Origin of the sequence: Pantoea sp. At-9b (genome assembly GCF_000175935.2) — a bacterium.
Classification (GTDB): Bacteria; Pseudomonadota; Gammaproteobacteria; order Enterobacterales; family Enterobacteriaceae; genus Pantoea.
Genome location: NC_014837.1, coordinates 3,706,081 through 3,722,247, shown reverse-complemented (window position 1 = coordinate 3,722,247; position 16,167 = coordinate 3,706,081). Strand labels below are relative to the sequence as shown.

General features: G+C 55.6%; 16 protein-coding genes. 6 read left to right on the top strand and 10 right to left on the bottom strand.

Annotation, left to right across the window (positions count from 1 at the left end; translation table 11 throughout):
* Positions 1 to 45: 45 nt before the first annotated feature.
* Positions 46 to 945: a LysR substrate-binding domain-containing protein gene (locus PAT9B_RS17035; protein ID WP_013510524.1), complete on the top strand. Its 900-nt coding sequence runs from the start codon at positions 46 to 48 to the stop codon at positions 943 to 945.
* Positions 946 to 1,041: 96 nt separating this feature from the next.
* On the opposite strand, the gene PAT9B_RS17030 is transcribed toward PAT9B_RS17035, so the two are convergent.
* Together PAT9B_RS17030 and PAT9B_RS17025 are read right to left on the bottom strand one after the other, a co-directional pair.
* Complete coding sequence (locus PAT9B_RS17030) at positions 1,042 to 1,353, bottom strand: putative quinol monooxygenase (protein ID WP_013510523.1); 312 nt, start codon at positions 1,351 to 1,353, stop codon at positions 1,042 to 1,044.
* A gap of 31 nt (positions 1,354 to 1,384) precedes the next feature.
* Complete coding sequence (locus PAT9B_RS17025) at positions 1,385 to 1,966, bottom strand: NAD(P)H-dependent oxidoreductase (RefSeq protein ID WP_013510522.1); 582 nt, start codon at positions 1,964 to 1,966, stop codon at positions 1,385 to 1,387.
* 153 nt (positions 1,967 to 2,119) lie between these two features.
* Between PAT9B_RS17025 and PAT9B_RS17020 the strand changes: the two genes are divergently transcribed.
* Positions 2,120 to 2,887 (top strand): transporter substrate-binding domain-containing protein, encoded by a 768-nt coding sequence (locus tag PAT9B_RS17020; RefSeq protein ID WP_013510521.1) that lies wholly within the window; start codon positions 2,120 to 2,122, stop codon positions 2,885 to 2,887.
* A gap of 65 nt (positions 2,888 to 2,952) precedes the next feature.
* On the opposite strand, the gene PAT9B_RS17015 is transcribed toward PAT9B_RS17020, so the two are convergent.
* The 6 genes from PAT9B_RS17015 to PAT9B_RS16990 all read right to left on the bottom strand — a co-directional run bounded on the left by PAT9B_RS17015 (position 2,953) and on the right by PAT9B_RS16990 (position 8,299).
* Entirely contained in the window at positions 2,953 to 3,816 is an 864-nt protein-coding gene (locus tag PAT9B_RS17015) for a ketose-bisphosphate aldolase (protein WP_013510520.1), read from the bottom strand.
* 133 nt (positions 3,817 to 3,949) lie between these two features.
* On the bottom strand, positions 3,950 to 4,801 hold the full coding sequence (locus PAT9B_RS17010) for a class II fructose-bisphosphate aldolase (protein WP_013510519.1): 852 nt from the start codon (positions 4,799 to 4,801) through the stop codon (positions 3,950 to 3,952).
* 9 nt (positions 4,802 to 4,810) lie between these two features.
* Complete coding sequence (locus tag PAT9B_RS17005; RefSeq protein WP_013510518.1) at positions 4,811 to 5,902, bottom strand: PTS fructose transporter subunit IIC; 1,092 nt, start codon at positions 5,900 to 5,902, stop codon at positions 4,811 to 4,813.
* A gap of 11 nt (positions 5,903 to 5,913) precedes the next feature.
* Positions 5,914 to 6,228, bottom strand: a complete 315-nt coding sequence (locus PAT9B_RS17000) for a PTS fructose transporter subunit IIB (RefSeq protein ID WP_013510517.1) — start codon at positions 6,226 to 6,228, stop codon at positions 5,914 to 5,916.
* A gap of 22 nt (positions 6,229 to 6,250) precedes the next feature.
* Positions 6,251 to 6,721, bottom strand: a complete 471-nt coding sequence (locus tag PAT9B_RS16995; RefSeq protein ID WP_013510516.1) for a PTS sugar transporter subunit IIA — start codon at positions 6,719 to 6,721, stop codon at positions 6,251 to 6,253.
* An 18-nt stretch (positions 6,722 to 6,739) separates the two neighbouring features.
* Entirely contained in the window at positions 6,740 to 8,299 is a 1,560-nt protein-coding gene (locus PAT9B_RS16990) for a transcription antiterminator (protein WP_013510515.1), read from the bottom strand.
* 411 nt (positions 8,300 to 8,710) lie between these two features.
* On the opposite strand from PAT9B_RS16990, the gene parC reads away from it, so the two are divergent.
* The 3 genes from parC (at position 8,711) to ftsP (ending at position 13,320) form a co-directional block, all read left to right on the top strand.
* A complete protein-coding gene (gene parC, locus PAT9B_RS16985; RefSeq protein ID WP_013510514.1) occupies positions 8,711 to 10,981 on the top strand; it encodes a DNA topoisomerase IV subunit A in 2,271 nt (756 codons plus the stop codon).
* Positions 10,982 to 11,030: 49 nt separating this feature from the next.
* A complete protein-coding gene (locus tag PAT9B_RS16980; protein WP_013510513.1) occupies positions 11,031 to 11,768 on the top strand; it encodes a 1-acylglycerol-3-phosphate O-acyltransferase in 738 nt (245 codons plus the stop codon).
* 121 nt (positions 11,769 to 11,889) lie between these two features.
* Positions 11,890 to 13,320: a cell division protein FtsP gene (ftsP, locus tag PAT9B_RS16975; RefSeq protein ID WP_013510512.1), complete on the top strand. Its 1,431-nt coding sequence runs from the start codon at positions 11,890 to 11,892 to the stop codon at positions 13,318 to 13,320.
* A 168-nt stretch (positions 13,321 to 13,488) separates the two neighbouring features.
* Here ftsP and dkgA read toward each other — a convergent pair whose 3' ends face one another.
* Complete coding sequence (gene dkgA, locus PAT9B_RS16970; protein ID WP_013510511.1) at positions 13,489 to 14,316, bottom strand: 2,5-didehydrogluconate reductase DkgA; 828 nt, start codon at positions 14,314 to 14,316, stop codon at positions 13,489 to 13,491.
* 204 nt (positions 14,317 to 14,520) lie between these two features.
* On the opposite strand from dkgA, the gene PAT9B_RS16965 reads away from it, so the two are divergent.
* Positions 14,521 to 15,447, top strand: coding sequence for an AraC family transcriptional regulator (locus PAT9B_RS16965; RefSeq protein ID WP_013510510.1), 927 nt, complete (start codon positions 14,521 to 14,523; stop codon positions 15,445 to 15,447).
* On the opposite strand, the gene PAT9B_RS16960 is transcribed toward PAT9B_RS16965, so the two are convergent.
* Entirely contained in the window at positions 15,442 to 16,104 is a 663-nt protein-coding gene (locus tag PAT9B_RS16960; RefSeq protein WP_013510509.1) for a DedA family protein, read from the bottom strand. The genes PAT9B_RS16965 and PAT9B_RS16960 overlap by 6 nt on opposite strands.
* Positions 16,105 to 16,167 lie beyond the last annotated feature (63 nt).

The following is a 16,167-nucleotide window of genomic DNA, read 5'->3' as shown; positions in this document are numbered from 1 at the left end:
CGCGAAGGCGCCCTTTTTTATCGGCACCGCTGAAGGAAACCAAGAGTGAAGATCACGCTGGAAGAGTTACGTGCCTGGGTCACGGTGGTGGATACCGGTTCGATAACCAGCGCCGCCGAGCAACTGGAACAAACCAGTTCCGGCATCAGCCGGGCGCTGAGCCGTCTTGAAAGCAAACTCGAAACCACGCTGTTGCATCGCACCACGCGTCGCCTGGCGCTGACGGAAGAGGGACAGATCTTCCTCGAACACGCGCGGCAAATTCTGGCATCGGTAGAACTGGCAGAAGAACAAATCGCCCAGCGACGTGATGTGCCTGCCGGACGTTTACGTGTTAATGCCGCTGCACCCTTTATGTTGCATGTGATTGTGCCGCTGGTGGACGCGTTTCGGCAGCGTTTCCCACAAATCCAGCTGGAATTGAATACTGACGATATCGTGATTGACCTGCTGGAGCAGCAAACCGATATCGCGATTCGTGTCGGCGAATTACGTGACTCTTCACTGCGTGCCAGGGTCCTCGGCAGCAGTGCTATCCGCCTGCTGGCCAGCCCGGCTTATCTGGCAAAACACGGTATGCCGCAGACGGTAGCCAGTCTGCACGATCACCAACTGTTGGGATTCAGCCAGTTAGAGGCGCACAACGTCTGGCCGGTGTGGCAGCAGGAAGGGGAGTTTTTGCGCGTCAAACCCACGCTGTCGGCTTCGAGTGGTGAAACCCTGCGTCAGCTGGCGCTGGCGGGTCAGGGCATCGTGCGGTTATCCGATTTTGTCAGTCGTGGCGACCGCGTCAGCGGCAGGTTAGTGCAGGTGCTGGAAACGGAGACGCGTGAACTGCGACTGCCGATTCACGCGGTGTATTACCGCAATCAGTCGCTGGCCTCACGGATTAGCTGTTTTCTGGATTTTTTGCGCGAGCAAATCGAAGAAAAAGGCTTGTTGTAGCGGCGCGATTTATCACGCGGGGTTGGTGCGGTTTGACTCCCTCATCCCGGCCTTCTCCCGCAAGCGGGAGAAGGAGATAAGCAGCAGTCGGCGCTGTTATTTTTCCGCCGCTTCCAGCACCAGAATCTTCACATCGACCACATCATCTTTGATGATAGCGCGGTGCGCATCCATATGCGGCATCTGCTGATGTTGCTCCAGATGACGCAGCGAATCCCACTGCTCCAGCATAAAAATCGAATCCGGGGAATTGTGCTTCCACGGCACCTGCGCCTGATGATCCACCAGCGCGTCATATTGGTGACAACCCTCTTCCTGCAACACGGTGGGGATCAGGCGATGAATCGCCTCCAGTACTGCGGCACGACGTCCTGGTTTGATACAAATTTCTGCAACGACAGTCAGCATGAGATGTCCTTTTTTCCTGTGGTGTTTACAGTTAAGCAAAAATTTGGCTGAGATGAGTCCGATAACGTGCGATGTCGCGTGGCACATCTGGTTGTTTAATCACGTCATTACAAATAAAGGTCGGCAGTCCGGTCATACCGAGGAACTGATTGGCCTTATGGAAATGCAGATACACACCATCAACGCCAACCCCTTCGAAGAACTGCTCAGGATCGGTAAAGGCTTCCAGTGGCGCATTCCAGGTCAGCGACAGCATATATTTTTTACCCTGGATCAAACCGCCGGAGCCGTATTGTTTGCTGGCGTCTGAGCGGCTACGGCCATCGCTGGCGTAGAGTGCGCCATGACCTTCGGTAAACACGTCATCGATATATTTTTTCACCGTCCAGGGTTCACCCATCCACCAGCCCGGCATTTGATAAATCACCACATCGCTGGCGAGATATTTTTGGACTTCATCGGCCACCACGTAGTGGCTATCCGCCACCGTGATATCGACTTCATGGCCCAAATCGCGCAGCAGGCTGGCTGCCACCTCGGTTAGCGTATGGTTCAGTTCCCCTTTCGAATGGGCGAAGGTTTTACCACCGTCGATAATCAAAATTTTGCTCATGCTGCATGCGCTCCTTATGAGAAATTAACGCTCACTCTACGCGCGCGGACCACGCAGAAAAATGCGTGTCAGATCACAAGACTTTTGCTTTTAACGCAATAATGCGTCAGCGTGTGGAACAATTGGTATGCAAACACAAAACAGAGAAGAAAAATGAAAACCATGTTATTCAGTGCGTTACTTCTGGTCAGCGGCGTCGCTCAGGCGCAATCTCACCTTGATCAGGTACGCGAAAGCAAAACGCTCAGAGTCTGTACCACCGGGGATTACAAGCCGTATAGCTATCTGCGCAGTGACGGGCAGTATGAAGGGTTAGATATCAGCATGGCGCAGTCGCTGGCGGAAAGCCTCGGTGCCAAAGTGCAGTGGGTACCCACCACATGGAAAACCCTCAGCGAAGATTTTGTCGCGCAGCATTGCGATATCGCGCTGGGTGGCGTGTCAGTCACCCTGAAGCGCCAGCAAATTGCCTGGTTCGCTCAACCACTGGGCGTGGATGGCAAAATCCCGTTGGTGCGTTGCGCTGATAAAGCGAAGTATCAAACCATTGAACAAATCAACCAGCCGCAGGTGAGGGTGATTGAACCGGCAGGTGGCACCAATGAAGCCTTTGTGCACAGCCATCTGCCCAATGCTTCGCTGACGCTGTTCCACGATAACGTCACCATTTTTCAGCAGTTGGTGGATAACAAAGCCGATGTGATGATCACTGATGCGTCGGAAGCCTTGTTCCAGCAGAAACACTATCCGCAGCTCTGTGCACTTAACCCGGATCAACCGATGCAGTATGGCGAGAAGGCGTACATGATCCCGCGTGATGATATGAGCTGGAAACAATACGTTGATCAGTGGCTGCATCTCAGCACCGCCACCGGCGATTATGCGCGGATCGCCGAGCAGTGGTTGGGTGTGATCAAATAACCAAACCGCGCGATAAATCGCGCCGCTACCCTGCAAAATCTGTAGCGGCGCAATTTATTGCGCAATTAACGATACAAACTGGCTTTACCCAATCCACCAAACAGGTTCATCTTGTAGCGAATCACCGCTTTTGCTGCGGCAATCGCATCCGGGTAGATGACATTCGGGTCCCACCAGGTTTCGCGTGCGAGGATCTCGCGAACTTTCTGGAAGTAGGCAAACTTCATGTCACTGGAGATATTGATTTTTCCCACCCCCAGCGTCACCGCTTCGGCAATTTCCGCATCCGGGTTTGCGGAGCCGCCATGCAGCACTAACGGGATGCTCAGACGCTGCGAAATGTCCCTGAGAATATGCATCTGCAACTCCGGCTTCATATCTTTGGGATAGATGCCGTGCGCGGTGCCAATCGCTACCGCCAGGGTGTCGACGCCGGTACGCTGGACAAAATCCTCGGCCTGCGCCGGTTCGGTGTAGATCACCTTACTGACGCCACCTTCCACCGTGGTGCCGGTATCGCCGATGGTGCCCAGTTCGCCCTCGACGGAGACGCCGACCGCATGCGCCAGTTTCACCACCTCTTTGGTCAGCGCCACATTCTCTTCATACGGCAGCAGTGAACCGTCGATCATCACCGAGGTAAAGCCGCACTGGATGGCACGCAGCACCTGAGCGATGGACGCGCCGTGGTCAAGGTGCAGGGTGAAGGGAACGGTGCTTTTCAGCGTGCGTTCACGGACGTAGCCAAAGAACGCATCGGTAACGAATTCCAGCTCGCTGGGGTGAATGGAGATGATCGCCGGGGTTTGTGTCGCCTCGGCTTCCTCCACCACCGCGCGGATAAAGCAGCTATCTGCGACGTTAAATGCGCCGATGGCGAAACGGTTTTCACGGGTGGGTTCCAACATCTCTTTCATAGAAATCAACATGTTATGTTTTCCTTAAGGTGATGTTTAGTCAGGGTCGACGGCAACGCCGGCCCGATGATGAATAAAATTGGGAAAATTTCTGTCTTCCGTTATCCGCGCGATAAATCGCGCCGCTACGGTGTCATACCCGGTCTTAAACCCGGTTGGCCGAACCCGACCAGCTCAGATACTCGGCCACCACTTCGCGGCAGGCGGATTCCATCAACCCGAGCAAATCCGCCAGCTCGGCATGGGGATGCTGTTTGAGCGCCTGTTGCAACGCGTGCTTACCGGCATCAAATACCGCCGCACCCACGTTGATCTTCGCGACCCCAAACTGGCTGACGCGACGCAGATCCTCGGCTGGGGTGCCCGATCCTCCATGCAATGCCAGCGGCAATGGCGACACGGCGTGCAGTTCCTGCAAGCGCTGGAAGTCGATCTTCGGTTTGACGCCCGCCGGGTACAGTCCATGCGCGGTACCCACCGACACCGCCAGCAGGTCAATGTGTGTCTGCTCAACGAACGGCAGCACATCGTCGACCTGGGTCATCTTCACCGCCGCATCGGCCAGCTCGTAGGTTGGGGCATCGGCGATATGGCCCAGCTCGCCCTCGACACATACCCCGGCGGTGTGTGCCATCTTCACCACCTGCGCCGTTTGACGAATGTTCTCCGCCAGTGGCTCGGAGGAGGCATCGATCATCAGGCCGGTAAACCCGGCGCGAAACGCCTGACCGATCAGTGGGAACGCTTTACCGTGGTCGAGGGCCAGTGCCACCGGCACCGTCGCGCTCTCAGCCAATGCCCGCACCAGCGGTACCGCCACTGGCGGGGGAAAATGCGCGCTATGTCCCTGATAAACATTAAGGATCAATGGCGCGCGCTGCTGTTCGGCAGCCTGAATCGCTGCGCGCGTGGTCTCCAGGTTGAAACAGTTAATGGCCAGCACCGCGTATTGCTGCTGTGCGGCGGCCTGAATCAGGTCATTCATCATGGCAAACATGGTGGCTCCTTATTCCAGTGTGAATTTGATCTCTTCATCGCGGACGCCGGGCGCTTCCACATCGTCGAACTCTTCATCCGCCTGGGTCACGGTTTTCTTCATCAGCGACAGCATCACGCCGCACACCACGGTGCCAATGCCGAGTGCCAGACAGAACAGCCAGGGCTTGGTAAACAGCGGCACCACAAACATCCCGCCGTGTGGCACCGGTGCCTCCACGCCCCACACCATAATCAGCCCGCCAGCAATCGCCGAGGCGACGACACAGCTGGCCACCACGCGCAGCAGGTCACGGGCCGCAATCGGGATCACCCCTTCGGTAATCATGCAGATGCCCATCGGGAAGGCGGCTTTCAGCGCCTCTTTCTCCGCTTTGGTGTACTTATGTCGGGTCAGCAGGAAGGAGAGGGTGATGCCAAACGGTGGGATGATCGAGCCGACAAACTTCACAGCTTCTGGCCCGTAGATACCATCCACCAACATGCCGTCGGCGAACAGCGACATGGTTTTATTGATCGGCCCGCCAAAGTCGAAGGTGGCCATCGCGCCGAGAATGGCACCCATGACAAACTTCGACCCTCCCTGCATCGATTCCAGCAGATGAATCAGCGTCTTCTGCAACCAGACAATCGGCTGGCCGATAAAGGTCATCATCAACAGCCCGGCGATGATGGTACTGAGCAGCGGCAGCACCATAATCGGCATCAGTCCCTGCATCGACTGCGGCAGCTTGATGGTGCGGCGTAACAGCAACACGGTATAACCAACGAGGAAGCCACCGAGAATGCCGCCGATAAAGCCGGTGCCGATCTGGCCGCAGATAAAGCCGACGATCAGACCCGGGGCAAAGCCGGGACGATCGGCGATCGAATACGCGATCGCCGCGCTAATCAGTGGCACGATCAACCCCATCCCCCAGCCGCCAATCTGGTTCAACATCCAGGCGAGGGTACCGGTCTGTTTCCCGACGTCCGGGCCACCAATCACCTGGCCGAGGGCGATGCAGATCCCGGCGGCGACGATCAGCGGGATCATCCAGGAAATGCCGGTGAGCAGGTGGCCTTTGATCTCTTGGCCGTACTGACGTTTGTTATCACTCATGATGGATCTCCTCAGGCGCGCGCCAGTGAATCCGCCACTTTTTCGAGGAATTTCACCGGTGATTTGATCACCACTTCGGTTTTGACCCTCACAATAGGTTTGCCCTGAAAGCGCTCCTCGCCCTTGATCTTGACGTCAACGGCGAGGATCACCACATCGGCTGCGGCGATCGCTTCACGCGTCAGCTCCGTCTCAGTGCCAATGGTGCCCTGGGTTTCGACGTGGATGGTGTGGCCCAGTGCATGGGCGCCCTTAATCAGTTTTTCGCGCGCAATGTAGGTATGCGCGATGCCTGCCGTGCAGGCCGCTACACAGACAATGTTCATGTGTCACCTCAGAAGAGTAGGGTTAACAGAGGTCGGTTTCGGCGTACTGACTAAACAGCCGGATGATATTGCTGGGGTCGTTTTCCGCCAGCAGTTGGGCAATCACCTCATCATCGGCCAGCGCACTGGCCACCTGCGACAACAGGCGAATATGGGTAGTGTTCTGATCCTCCAGTCGCACCGCGAACAGGATGATGCAGCGCACCTGGCTGCCATCGAGCGTTTCCCACGGAATATCCTGTTGGGTGCGGCCAATGGCTAAGGTGGTTTGCCGCACGGCGGCGGATTTGCCGTGCGGGATGGCGATATGGTTTTCAAATCCGGTCGAGCCTTCTGCTTCACGCAGCCAGACGTCGGCGATAAACGCTTCACGATCGCTGATGGCACCCTCCTGATACAGCAACTCGGTCAGCTCATTAATCACTTCTTCTTTGCTGGTGGCAGTCAGGGCCAGATTGACGCGGCGCGGCGTCAGAATGCGGGAAATATCCATCTGTCAGACCTCATTCAATTAATGTTCAGCCAGGACGCAACTCGTCCCCTGTGGCAGCTGGCTGCCAATCATGGCGTCGGTAACCCGCCGGATATCGTCATCGTTAAAAAATGCACTGACATACACGCTGGGGATGGCACCGCAGGTGAGGTGAATGGTGGTAATCACCAAATCCACCGTTTCGCGCTGGCAAAATGCCGCGTGATTGCTGGCTGACACCACGCCCGCGATTTCCCAGTCCGGAAAGGCCCGCAGAATGCGACTTTTCAGCAGATGCGATGTACCCACTCCGCTGGAGCACACCACCAGAATGCGTTTATGGGCGATTTGTCGTTCCAGCGCGGCCTGAAAATGGACGCAAAGGTAACCAATTTCGTCATCGGCGACCGGTGAGAGATCGAAAGTGCGCGCTGTCAGCTGCATGGCTTGTTGCGTCAGTGAAAATATTTCTTTCATTTCTTGCTGAATATCTTCCAGCAACGGATTGCGAATATGGATGTGATATTTAAGGCGATTTAATAACGGCTTAATATGCACCAGCAGTCCGTCAAATAATAAACGGTCCTGAGATAAATCTTGCTGAATAAAAGCCGAGAAGCGATCAATTAATTCACAGGTTATTTTGACGGATTCAGCAGTAGAAAATTGATTATGCAGCGGTGCGTGATCGCCGCGTTCCTCCACCACAATGCCGGAGGAGACGATATATTGATAAATAAACCCGACCTCGTCGGCAGGAAGTGCACAGCCGATGCGAGCCTCAATCTGCGTAACCATCTGCTGGGCGATGGTCAGGATGCGTTTATCCAGATCCTGCGCCGCCAGCAGCGTCTGCAACGCCAGCACGTTTCCCTGCGCCATGCGGTGCATCATGATCAATATGTGGGTACAAAGATTGAGATACCAGGCATCGCCCAGCGGGTAGCTCAGTTGCTGCTCCATCTGTTGCAGCAGCGCCTGGACAAAGGCCACATCCTCATCACCGAAGTAATGCACCAGCGCCTGATGGCTGCCGGGATCGAGCCGTGGCAATAGCGGTGTGCCGGCTACGTTTTGCTGCATCACATCATTAATCAGCGACACCATCGCCTGGCGCAGCGTCTGTTCATTCCCCTCGATATGCGTGCCGCCCGGGCCGCGCGCCAGGGTTAATCCCAGCGGTTGCAACCACTCCTCAATCACTTTCAGGTCATTCACAATGGAGGCATGGCTAATAAAATAGCGTTCGGACAACTTGCTGATTGAGGTTTCGCGCGGGGCATCACTCAGCAACTGGGAGGCAATTTTTACCCGACGGTTGTTGTGGCTCAGCGCTTCGCTGTTGTCATCACCATTCAGCTGCTGCTCCAGTTGCAGGCGTTGCTGAACATCATCAACCCGCAAGCGCACGCCACGGCCAGGGGTTTTCTCCAGCACCATCGCCCAGTTGCTCAGCCAGTTTTCCAGCCATTGTAGGTCGCGGTAGATGGTTTTTTCGGATACGCCGAGTTGCTGCGCCAGTTGCTTGAGCGGCTGCGGTGCGGCCTGCTGCAACAGCAGTTTTACTAATCGGTGTTGTCGCGAAGTCAGTATTTGCATTCGTTCACCTTTATTTTGGCAAAACAGTGTCCCGTCAGGTTGTTTTTTATATTTTCCAGATGCCAGAAATCAGGAGCGCAAAAAATCTTTCTTATGGAGTATGAATTTAGAAAAGGACGGGGAAAGCAACAATACTAAATGTTGTCCTCAGAAGAGGACAGGATTAATACGAATCGGATTATCTGAAAATTAATTGAGATCATGATCACAGAGTGCCGGAAATATTCATTGTGATCCTGATCCCATTCTATTTTGTTTTTTTAATCCGCCTCACATTTATTTTCCGACAATGATTCCTGAGGGGGGCGATGGCTTCCCCTGTGACTAAGCCACGGGAATAAGGTACTATCCTCGCCAAACGACCGCCGGATGTCCCGCCGCCGTGGGCCACGAAGTGAGGATGCAAGCTTAATGAGCGAATTGACGCAGGATGGTGCAGAGCGTCTTGCCCTGCACAAATTTACAGAGAACGCGTACCTGAACTATTCCATGTACGTGATCATGGACCGTGCGCTGCCGTATATCGGTGACGGCCTCAAGCCGGTACAGCGCCGCATTGTGTATGCGATGTCAGAGCTGGGCCTTAACGCCAGCGCCAAATTTAAGAAATCCGCACGTACCGTCGGTGACGTGTTGGGTAAATATCATCCGCATGGAGACAGCGCCTGCTATGAAGCGATGGTGCTGATGGCGCAGCCGTTCTCCTACCGCTACCCGCTGGTCGATGGCCAGGGGAACTGGGGGGCGCCGGATGATCCGAAATCCTTCGCTGCGATGCGTTATACCGAATCGCGCCTGTCCAAATATGCCGAAATTCTGCTGAGCGAGCTTGGTCAGGGCACGGTGGATTACATCCCCAACTTTGACGGCACCTTGCAGGAACCGAAGATGTTACCGGCGCGTTTGCCGAACATCCTGCTGAACGGCACCACCGGTATCGCCGTAGGTATGGCGACCGATATCCCACCGCATAACATTCGCGAAGTGGCACAGGCGGCGATCACCCTGATCGAGAAGCCAAACACCACGCTGGATGAACTGCTGGATATCGTGCACGGACCGGATTTCCCGACTGAAGCTGAGATCATCACCCCGCGTGATGAGATTCGTAAGATTTATCAGAACGGTCGCGGCTCCATCCGCCAGCGCGCGGTGTGGAAAAAAGAAGATGGCGAAGTGGTGATCACCGCGCTGCCGCACCAGGTTTCCGGTGCGCGCGTGCTGGAGCAGATTGCGGCACAGATGCGCAATAAAAAGCTGCCGATGGTGGAGGATCTGCGTGACGAATCTGATCACGAAAACCCGACCCGTCTGGTGATCGTGCCGCGCTCTAACCGTGTCGATCTGGAACAGGTCATGAACCACCTGTTTGCCACCACCGATCTGGAAAAAAGCTACCGCGTTAACCTCAACATGATCGGGCTGGATAACCGTCCGGCGGTGAAAAACCTGCTGGAAATTATCTCAGAATGGTTGGTGTATCGTCGCGACACCGTGACCCGCCGTCTGAACTACCGCCTGGACCGCGTGTTGCGCCGTCTGCATATCCTCGAAGGTTTGCTGGTGGCGTTCCTCAATATCGATGAAGTGATTCACATCATCCGTACCGAGGACGAGCCAAAAGCCGTGCTGATGTCACGTTTTGAGATCAGCGAGACACAGGCCGAAGCGATTCTGGAATTAAAACTGCGCCACCTCGCTAAACTCGAAGAGATGAAAATTCGTGGTGAGCAGGCGGAGCTGGAGAAAGAGCGTGATCAGTTACAGGCAATCCTTGCCTCTGATCGCAAGATGAGCAACCTGCTGAAGAAAGAGTTGCAGGCCGACAGCCAGACCTACGGCGACGATCGTCGTTCACCGTTGCGCGAGCGCGAAGAAGCCAAAGCACTGAGCGAAACGGATCTGGTGAGCGCTGAGCCGGTCACCATTGTGCTGTCGCAGATGGGCTGGGTGCGTAGCGCCAAAGGCCACGATATCGACCCGGCGGGCCTCAGCTACAAAGCAGGGGACAACTATCTCGCCGCGGCGCGGGGTAAGAGCAATCAACCGGTGGCGTTTATTGATTCCACCGGCCGCAGTTATACCCTTGACCCGACATCGCTGCCATCGGCACGTGGTCAGGGTGAACCGCTGACCGGCAAACTGACCCTTCCACCGGGTGCGGTGATGGAGCAGGTGTTGATGGAGCCGGATGAGCAGAAACTGCTGATGGCTTCCGACGCGGGTTATGGTTTTATCTGTACCTTTGCCGATTTAGTCTCGCGCAACCGCTCCGGTAAAGCACTGCTGACGTTGCCGGAAAATGCCAAAGTGATGACGCCAATGGCGGTGAATCACGAGGATGACATGCTGCTGGCGATCACCCAGGCGGGACGTATGCTGATGTTCCCGGTAGGGGAACTGCCGCAAATGTCGAAGGGCAAGGGCAACAAGATCATCTCGATTCCGTCCGCCGAAGCGGCGGCAGGCAGCGATAAGCTGGTGTGGCTGCTGATCCTGCCAACCGGCAGTGCCATCACTTTGCACGTGGGCAAGCGCAAGCTGGTGCTGCGTAGCGAAGAGTTGCAGAAGTTCCGCGCCGATCGTGGTCGTCGTGGTACGTTGTTACCGCGCGGTTTGCAACGTATCGATCGTGTTGAGCTGGATGCCCCAACACGCCGCAGCGAAGCGAGTGAAGAATAACCCTGCAAAAAAATAAAGCAGGCAAGGGTATGCCACTATTGAGGAAGCTATGTTACTAATTTTACGGGCTATTTTTGTAATCATCTATTCGATTCTGGTCTGTGTGTTTGGTTGTATCTGGTGCCTGTTTTCACCGCGCAATCCGCGCCATGTGGCCACATTCGGTCACATGTTTGGTCGCTTATCGACGGTGTTTGGTGTCAAAGTGGAACTGCGTAAACCGGCCGATGCTGACAGCTATGGCAACGCCATTTATATCGCTAACCACCAGAACAACTTCGATATGATCACCGCCGCCAAAATTGTGCAGCCCACCACGGTGACCGTTGGCAAAAAAAGCCTGTTGTGGATACCGTTTTTTGGCCAGTTGTACTGGCTGGCTGGCAACCTGCTGATTGATCGGGATAACCGTGCCAAAGCGCATGGCACCATCGGTGAGCTGATTGATCAGTTTAAAAAGAAGCGTATTTCGTTCTGGATGTTCCCGGAAGGGACACGCAGCCGTGGACGTGGTCTGCTGCCGTTTAAGACCGGGGCGTTTCATGCCGCCATGGCCGCCGGTGTGCCGATCATCCCGGTAGTGGTCTCTAATACCCACGACAAAATCAAACTCAGCCGCTGGAACAACGGTTTGGTGATTGTTGAGATGTTACCGCCGGTGGACACCGCCGCGTTTGCCGACAGTTCGGTACGCAAACTGGCGACCCACTGCCGTGAATTAATGTCGGCTAAGTTAGAAGAATTGAACGCCGAAGTCGCCGAGCGCGAAAAAAACGGTAAAATCTGACCGTTCTCACGGGGCAGGCAATCTGCCCCGTGTCATTTCCCCCCTTGGGGAACAGCACAGCAATAGCAATTAGAAAAAATGGACGGCGTCCTCACGCCACGCTCAAAGGGTCTGAAGTTTTATGTCTTGCAGCAGACGTCAGTTTATTCAGCTTTCTGCCGGTGTTGCGCTGGCTTCCAGTGCCATGCCTTTCGCCGCCCGTGCCGCTTCCGCACCCGCTGGCGATACACCCCTGCCGGTTCCGCCGTTGATTGAATCACGCCGCGGCCAGCCGCTCTTTCTTACGCTTCAGCGTAGCCACTGGTCATTCAATGGCGACAGCAACAAAGTCCCGGTATGGGGCATTAACGGCATGTATCTTGGCCCGACGGTGCGCGTGTACAGCGGCGACGACGTGAAGTTGATTTACAGCAATCGCCTCAATGAACCGGTAGCGATGACGGTGAGCGGTCTCCAGGTGCCGGGGGCATTGATGGGTGGCGCACCGCGCATGATGTCGGCAGGTGTTGACTGGGCACCGGTGCTGCCGATTCGTCAGGGGGCGGCGACCTTGTGGTATCACGCCAATACGCCCAACCGCATGGCTCCGCATGTTTACAACGGTCTGGCCGGGATGTGGCTGATTGAGGATGACGTCAGCAAAGCGTTGCCACTGCCGAAGCATTACGGCGTGGATGACTTCCCGCTGGTGATTCAGGATAAGCGCCTCGACAACTTTGCGACGCCGGTCTATGACCCGCCGCAGGATGGCGGCTTCCTCGGCGATACCCTGCTGGTCAACGGCGTACAAAATCCCTATGTGGAGGTGTCGCGTGGTTGGGTGCGTTTGCGCCTGCTGAACGCGTCTAACTCGCGTCGCTACGATTTGGCATTCTCCGATAACCGTCCTTTTACGGTGATCGCCAGCGACCAGGGTTTTTTACCTGCGCCGGTCGCGGTACAACGCTTGTCGCTCGCGCCGGGTGAACGACGTGAAGTGCTGGTGGATATGTCACAGGGCGATCAGGTGTCGATCACCGCAGGCACCGCTGCGGGCCTGATGGATCGTTTACGCGGCTTATTTGAGCCTTCGTCGATCCTCGCTAATACGCTGGTGCTGTCGCTGCGTCCGACCGGTTTGTTGCCGCTGGTGACGGACAATCTGCCGATGCGTTTGCTGGCGGATCAGATTCTTGATGGCGCGGCAGTACGCACGCGTGAATTCCGCATCGGCGACAGCATGCCGGGTATCAATGGCGCGATGTGGAATATGGGGCGTATCGACACCACGGCGCAGCAGGGCAGTTTTGAACGCTGGATCTTGCATGCCGACCGCCCGCAGTCACTGCATATTCAGGGCGTGATGTTCCTGATTAAAAGCGTCAACGGTGCACAGCCAATGGGCGAAGATCGCGGCTGGAAAGATACGGTGTGGGTTGATGGTGATGTGGAGCTGCTGGTGAACTTTACGCAGAGTTCGTCGGATCACTTCCCGTTTGTGTATTACAGCCAGACCCTGGAACTGGCCGATCGCGGTACCGCGGGGCAGTTGTTAGTTAATCCATCGGTGTAATCTCTTACCCTCACCCTAACCCTCTCCCGCAAGCGGGAGAGGGGATTGATAGGTGCACGAGCCTGCAAGCGGGAAAGGGGGATTGATAGGTGCACGAGCTGACATTTTGCACCCTCTCCCTCTCCCGCTTGCGGGAGAGGGCCGGGGTGAGGGCAATCGCGCGCGCACCTAACCGCCAAACTTCTCCGGATCTGGACCCAGACGCTTGCCAATATCCAGCGTGGTGATATCGCTGATTTCCGGTTTCTCCAGCCGGAAGTCAAACACCTTAAAGTTCTCCTCAATACGCGCCGGGGTGACTGACTTCGGAATCACCACCAGCCCGCTGTCCAGATGCCAGCGAATGACGATCTGCGCCGGGGTTTTGCCATATTTCTTCGCCAGCGTTTTAATCACCTCCTGATCAAACACGCCTGCGCCGCCCTGTGCCAGCGGGCTCCAGGACTCGGTCTGGATTTGGTGCATGGCGTTCCAGGCGTGCAAAGTCCGTTGCTGTAGCATGGGGTGCAGCTCAATCTGATTCACCACCGGCGATACCCCGGTTTCATCCATCAGACGTTTCAGATGCGCTTCGTTGAAATTACACACCCCAATGCTTTTGGTCAGCCCCTGCTGCTGCAATTTGATCATCTGTTCCCAGGCGCTCAGGTACAGATCTTTAAACGGACAGGGCCAGTGCATCAGGTAAAGATCCACCTGATCTAACTTAAGTTTTTCCAGACTGGTTTCCAGCGCCTGCTGCGCGTTTTTCTGGTCATCATTCCACAGCTTGGTGGTGACGAAAATCTGCTTACGCGGTACGTCCGTTTCCTGCAACGCCTGACCAATTGCCTCCTCGTTTTTGTAGGCGGAGGCGGTATCGATAGAGCGATAACCCACCTCAAGCGCTTTCAATACCGCTTTACGCGCCTCATCAATGCTTGCCTGCCAGACACCCAGCCCAAGCTGAGGCATCATATTGCCGTCGTGCAGTTTAATCAGTGGTTGGTCTGCCATAGTTGCTCCTTATTTGTCGCAGTGACTCACCGGAAACACTGAGGTTAAGTCTAGTCAACAAACCTTAGCCCCGGATTCATTGTGGCAACTCTGCGGCATTTTTGTGCTGTCTGTTTCTGCCGGAATCTTGCCTGATTCTCCAGTCGACTGGAGCTTTCGCCCGCAGTGCGGCACACTGCATTTTTTGCTGCGTGAGAAAATGCCATGCCTTATGACTCTCTTTGCCGCCAACTGGCCCGGCAAGTGATTGCGCTGATGAAACCCGGTAGCCAGCCGCTATGCCAGCTGGATAATGTGCGCCTTATCTACGCCGATGAGCCGTTGCCGCGCACGCCGATGATGTATCAGCCGGGTATTGTCATCCTGTTCCAGGGGCGTAAAACCGGTTATCTCGGCAGCACGGTGTTTCACTACGACGCCACCAAATATTTGATGCTTACCGTACCGTTGCCGGTGGAGTGTGAAACCGAAGCCACGCCTGAAGAACCGCTGGCGGGGATGTGCCTGACCGTCGATAACGCCAGCCTACAGGATTTGTTGATGGAGATTGGCGACGATGAGGATTTCCAGCCCCAGCCACAAACGTCCGGTATTCATTCCGCTTTTCTCAGTGAAGAGATGCTCTGCGCCGCAGAACGTTTGCTGGATGTGATGCGAAAACCGCGCGATGCGCGCGTGCTCGGGCCGCAAATCGTGCGCGAAATTATCTACTACGTGCTGACCGGGCCGTGCGGTGGGGCGTTGCTGTCATTGATTAGCCGTCAGACGCAGTTCAGCCAGATCGCCCGCGCGTTACGCCGTATCGAGAGTCATTTCAGTGAGAACCTCAGCGTGGAGACGCTGGCGGCAGAGGTGAACATGAGTGTATCGGCGTTCCACCACAACTTTAAAGCCGTGACGCAAACCTCGCCGTTGCAGTATCTGAAGCGCTATCGCCTGCATCAGGCGCGCCTGCTGATGTTACAGGATGGGATGCGTGCCAGCGCAGCGGCGGTACGTGTCGGTTATGAAAGCCCTTCGCAGTTTTCCCGCGAGTTTAAACGCTATTTCGGCGTGACGCCGGGAGAGGAGGCGAGCCGCGTGCGTCAGACGGTGTTTGACTCTCCCGCTGACGCCGCGCAGCTGCTATGACGCCTTCGGGCGTCTTTTTTTCCAGATCACCAGGATGCTGCCCGCCAGGCCAACGAACAACAACACCACCGGCAACAGCATCAGAATCGCCATCACCTGATCTTCATGGCGTTTGATAAACGGTACCTGACTGATGCCATAACCGAACGCCACCACGATACAGACCCACAACCAGCCACTCAGCCAGTTAAAAAACTGAAAGCGACCATTCTGTAAACCCGAAATGCCCGCCATGGTTGGCAGCAGGGTACGAACAAACGCCAGAAAACGCCCCACCAGCAATGCCATCAAACCGTGACGGTTAAACAGCTGCCAGGCGCGCTGGTGATATTGTGCGGGCAGATGCATCAGCCAGCTTTTTACAATCTTGGTGTTACCCAGCCAGCGCCCCTGAAGGTAGCTCAGCCAGCAGCCGAGGCTGGCGGCAGTGGTCAGAATTAACATGGTCGGGACAAAATCCATCACACCTTTGGCAACCATCGCCCCGGCCAACAGCAGCAGGCTGTCACCCGGCAGGAAAGAGGCGGGTAATAAACCATTTTCCAGAAACAGCGTCACAAACATCACGCCGTAGACAATCCAAACTACGTCTGGATTGGCCAGCGCGGCAAAATCCTGGTGCCAGAGCGCTTGGACAATCTCATGTAAAACACCCATCTGCTATTCCATCAAGTCACAAGGATTTTATTTTAACGGCGCGCGTAGCAGCAGACGTTGATC

Bases quoted from the DNA above. Each gene is read 5' to 3' on its own strand.
- PAT9B_RS17030 (WP_013510523.1), bottom strand. From the start codon at position 1,353: ATGCTGACTGTCGTTGCAGAAATTTGTATCAAACCAGGACGTCGTGCC.
- PAT9B_RS17025 (WP_013510522.1), bottom strand. From the start codon at position 1,966: ATGAGCAAAATTTTGATTATCGACGGTGGTAAAACCTTCGCCCATTCG.
- PAT9B_RS17020 (WP_013510521.1), top strand. From the start codon at position 2,120: ATGAAAACCATGTTATTCAGTGCGTTACTTCTGGTCAGCGGCGTCGCT.
- PAT9B_RS17015 (WP_013510520.1), bottom strand. From the start codon at position 3,816: ATGTTGATTTCTATGAAAGAGATGTTGGAACCCACCCGTGAAAACCGT.
- PAT9B_RS17010 (WP_013510519.1), bottom strand. From the start codon at position 4,801: ATGTTTGCCATGATGAATGACCTGATTCAGGCCGCCGCACAGCAGCAA.
- PAT9B_RS17005 (WP_013510518.1), bottom strand. From the start codon at position 5,902: ATGAGTGATAACAAACGTCAGTACGGCCAAGAGATCAAAGGCCACCTG.
- PAT9B_RS17000 (WP_013510517.1), bottom strand. From the start codon at position 6,228: ATGAACATTGTCTGTGTAGCGGCCTGCACGGCAGGCATCGCGCATACC.
- PAT9B_RS16995 (WP_013510516.1), bottom strand. From the start codon at position 6,721: ATGGATATTTCCCGCATTCTGACGCCGCGCCGCGTCAATCTGGCCCTG.
- PAT9B_RS16990 (WP_013510515.1), bottom strand. From the start codon at position 8,299: ATGCAAATACTGACTTCGCGACAACACCGATTAGTAAAACTGCTGTTG.
- parC (WP_013510514.1), top strand. From the start codon at position 8,711: ATGAGCGAATTGACGCAGGATGGTGCAGAGCGTCTTGCCCTGCACAAA.
- PAT9B_RS16980 (WP_013510513.1), top strand. From the start codon at position 11,031: ATGTTACTAATTTTACGGGCTATTTTTGTAATCATCTATTCGATTCTG.
- ftsP (WP_013510512.1), top strand. From the start codon at position 11,890: ATGTCTTGCAGCAGACGTCAGTTTATTCAGCTTTCTGCCGGTGTTGCG.
- dkgA (WP_013510511.1), bottom strand. From the start codon at position 14,316: ATGGCAGACCAACCACTGATTAAACTGCACGACGGCAATATGATGCCT.
- PAT9B_RS16965 (WP_013510510.1), top strand. From the start codon at position 14,521: ATGCCTTATGACTCTCTTTGCCGCCAACTGGCCCGGCAAGTGATTGCG.
- PAT9B_RS16960 (WP_013510509.1), bottom strand. From the start codon at position 16,104: ATGGGTGTTTTACATGAGATTGTCCAAGCGCTCTGGCACCAGGATTTT.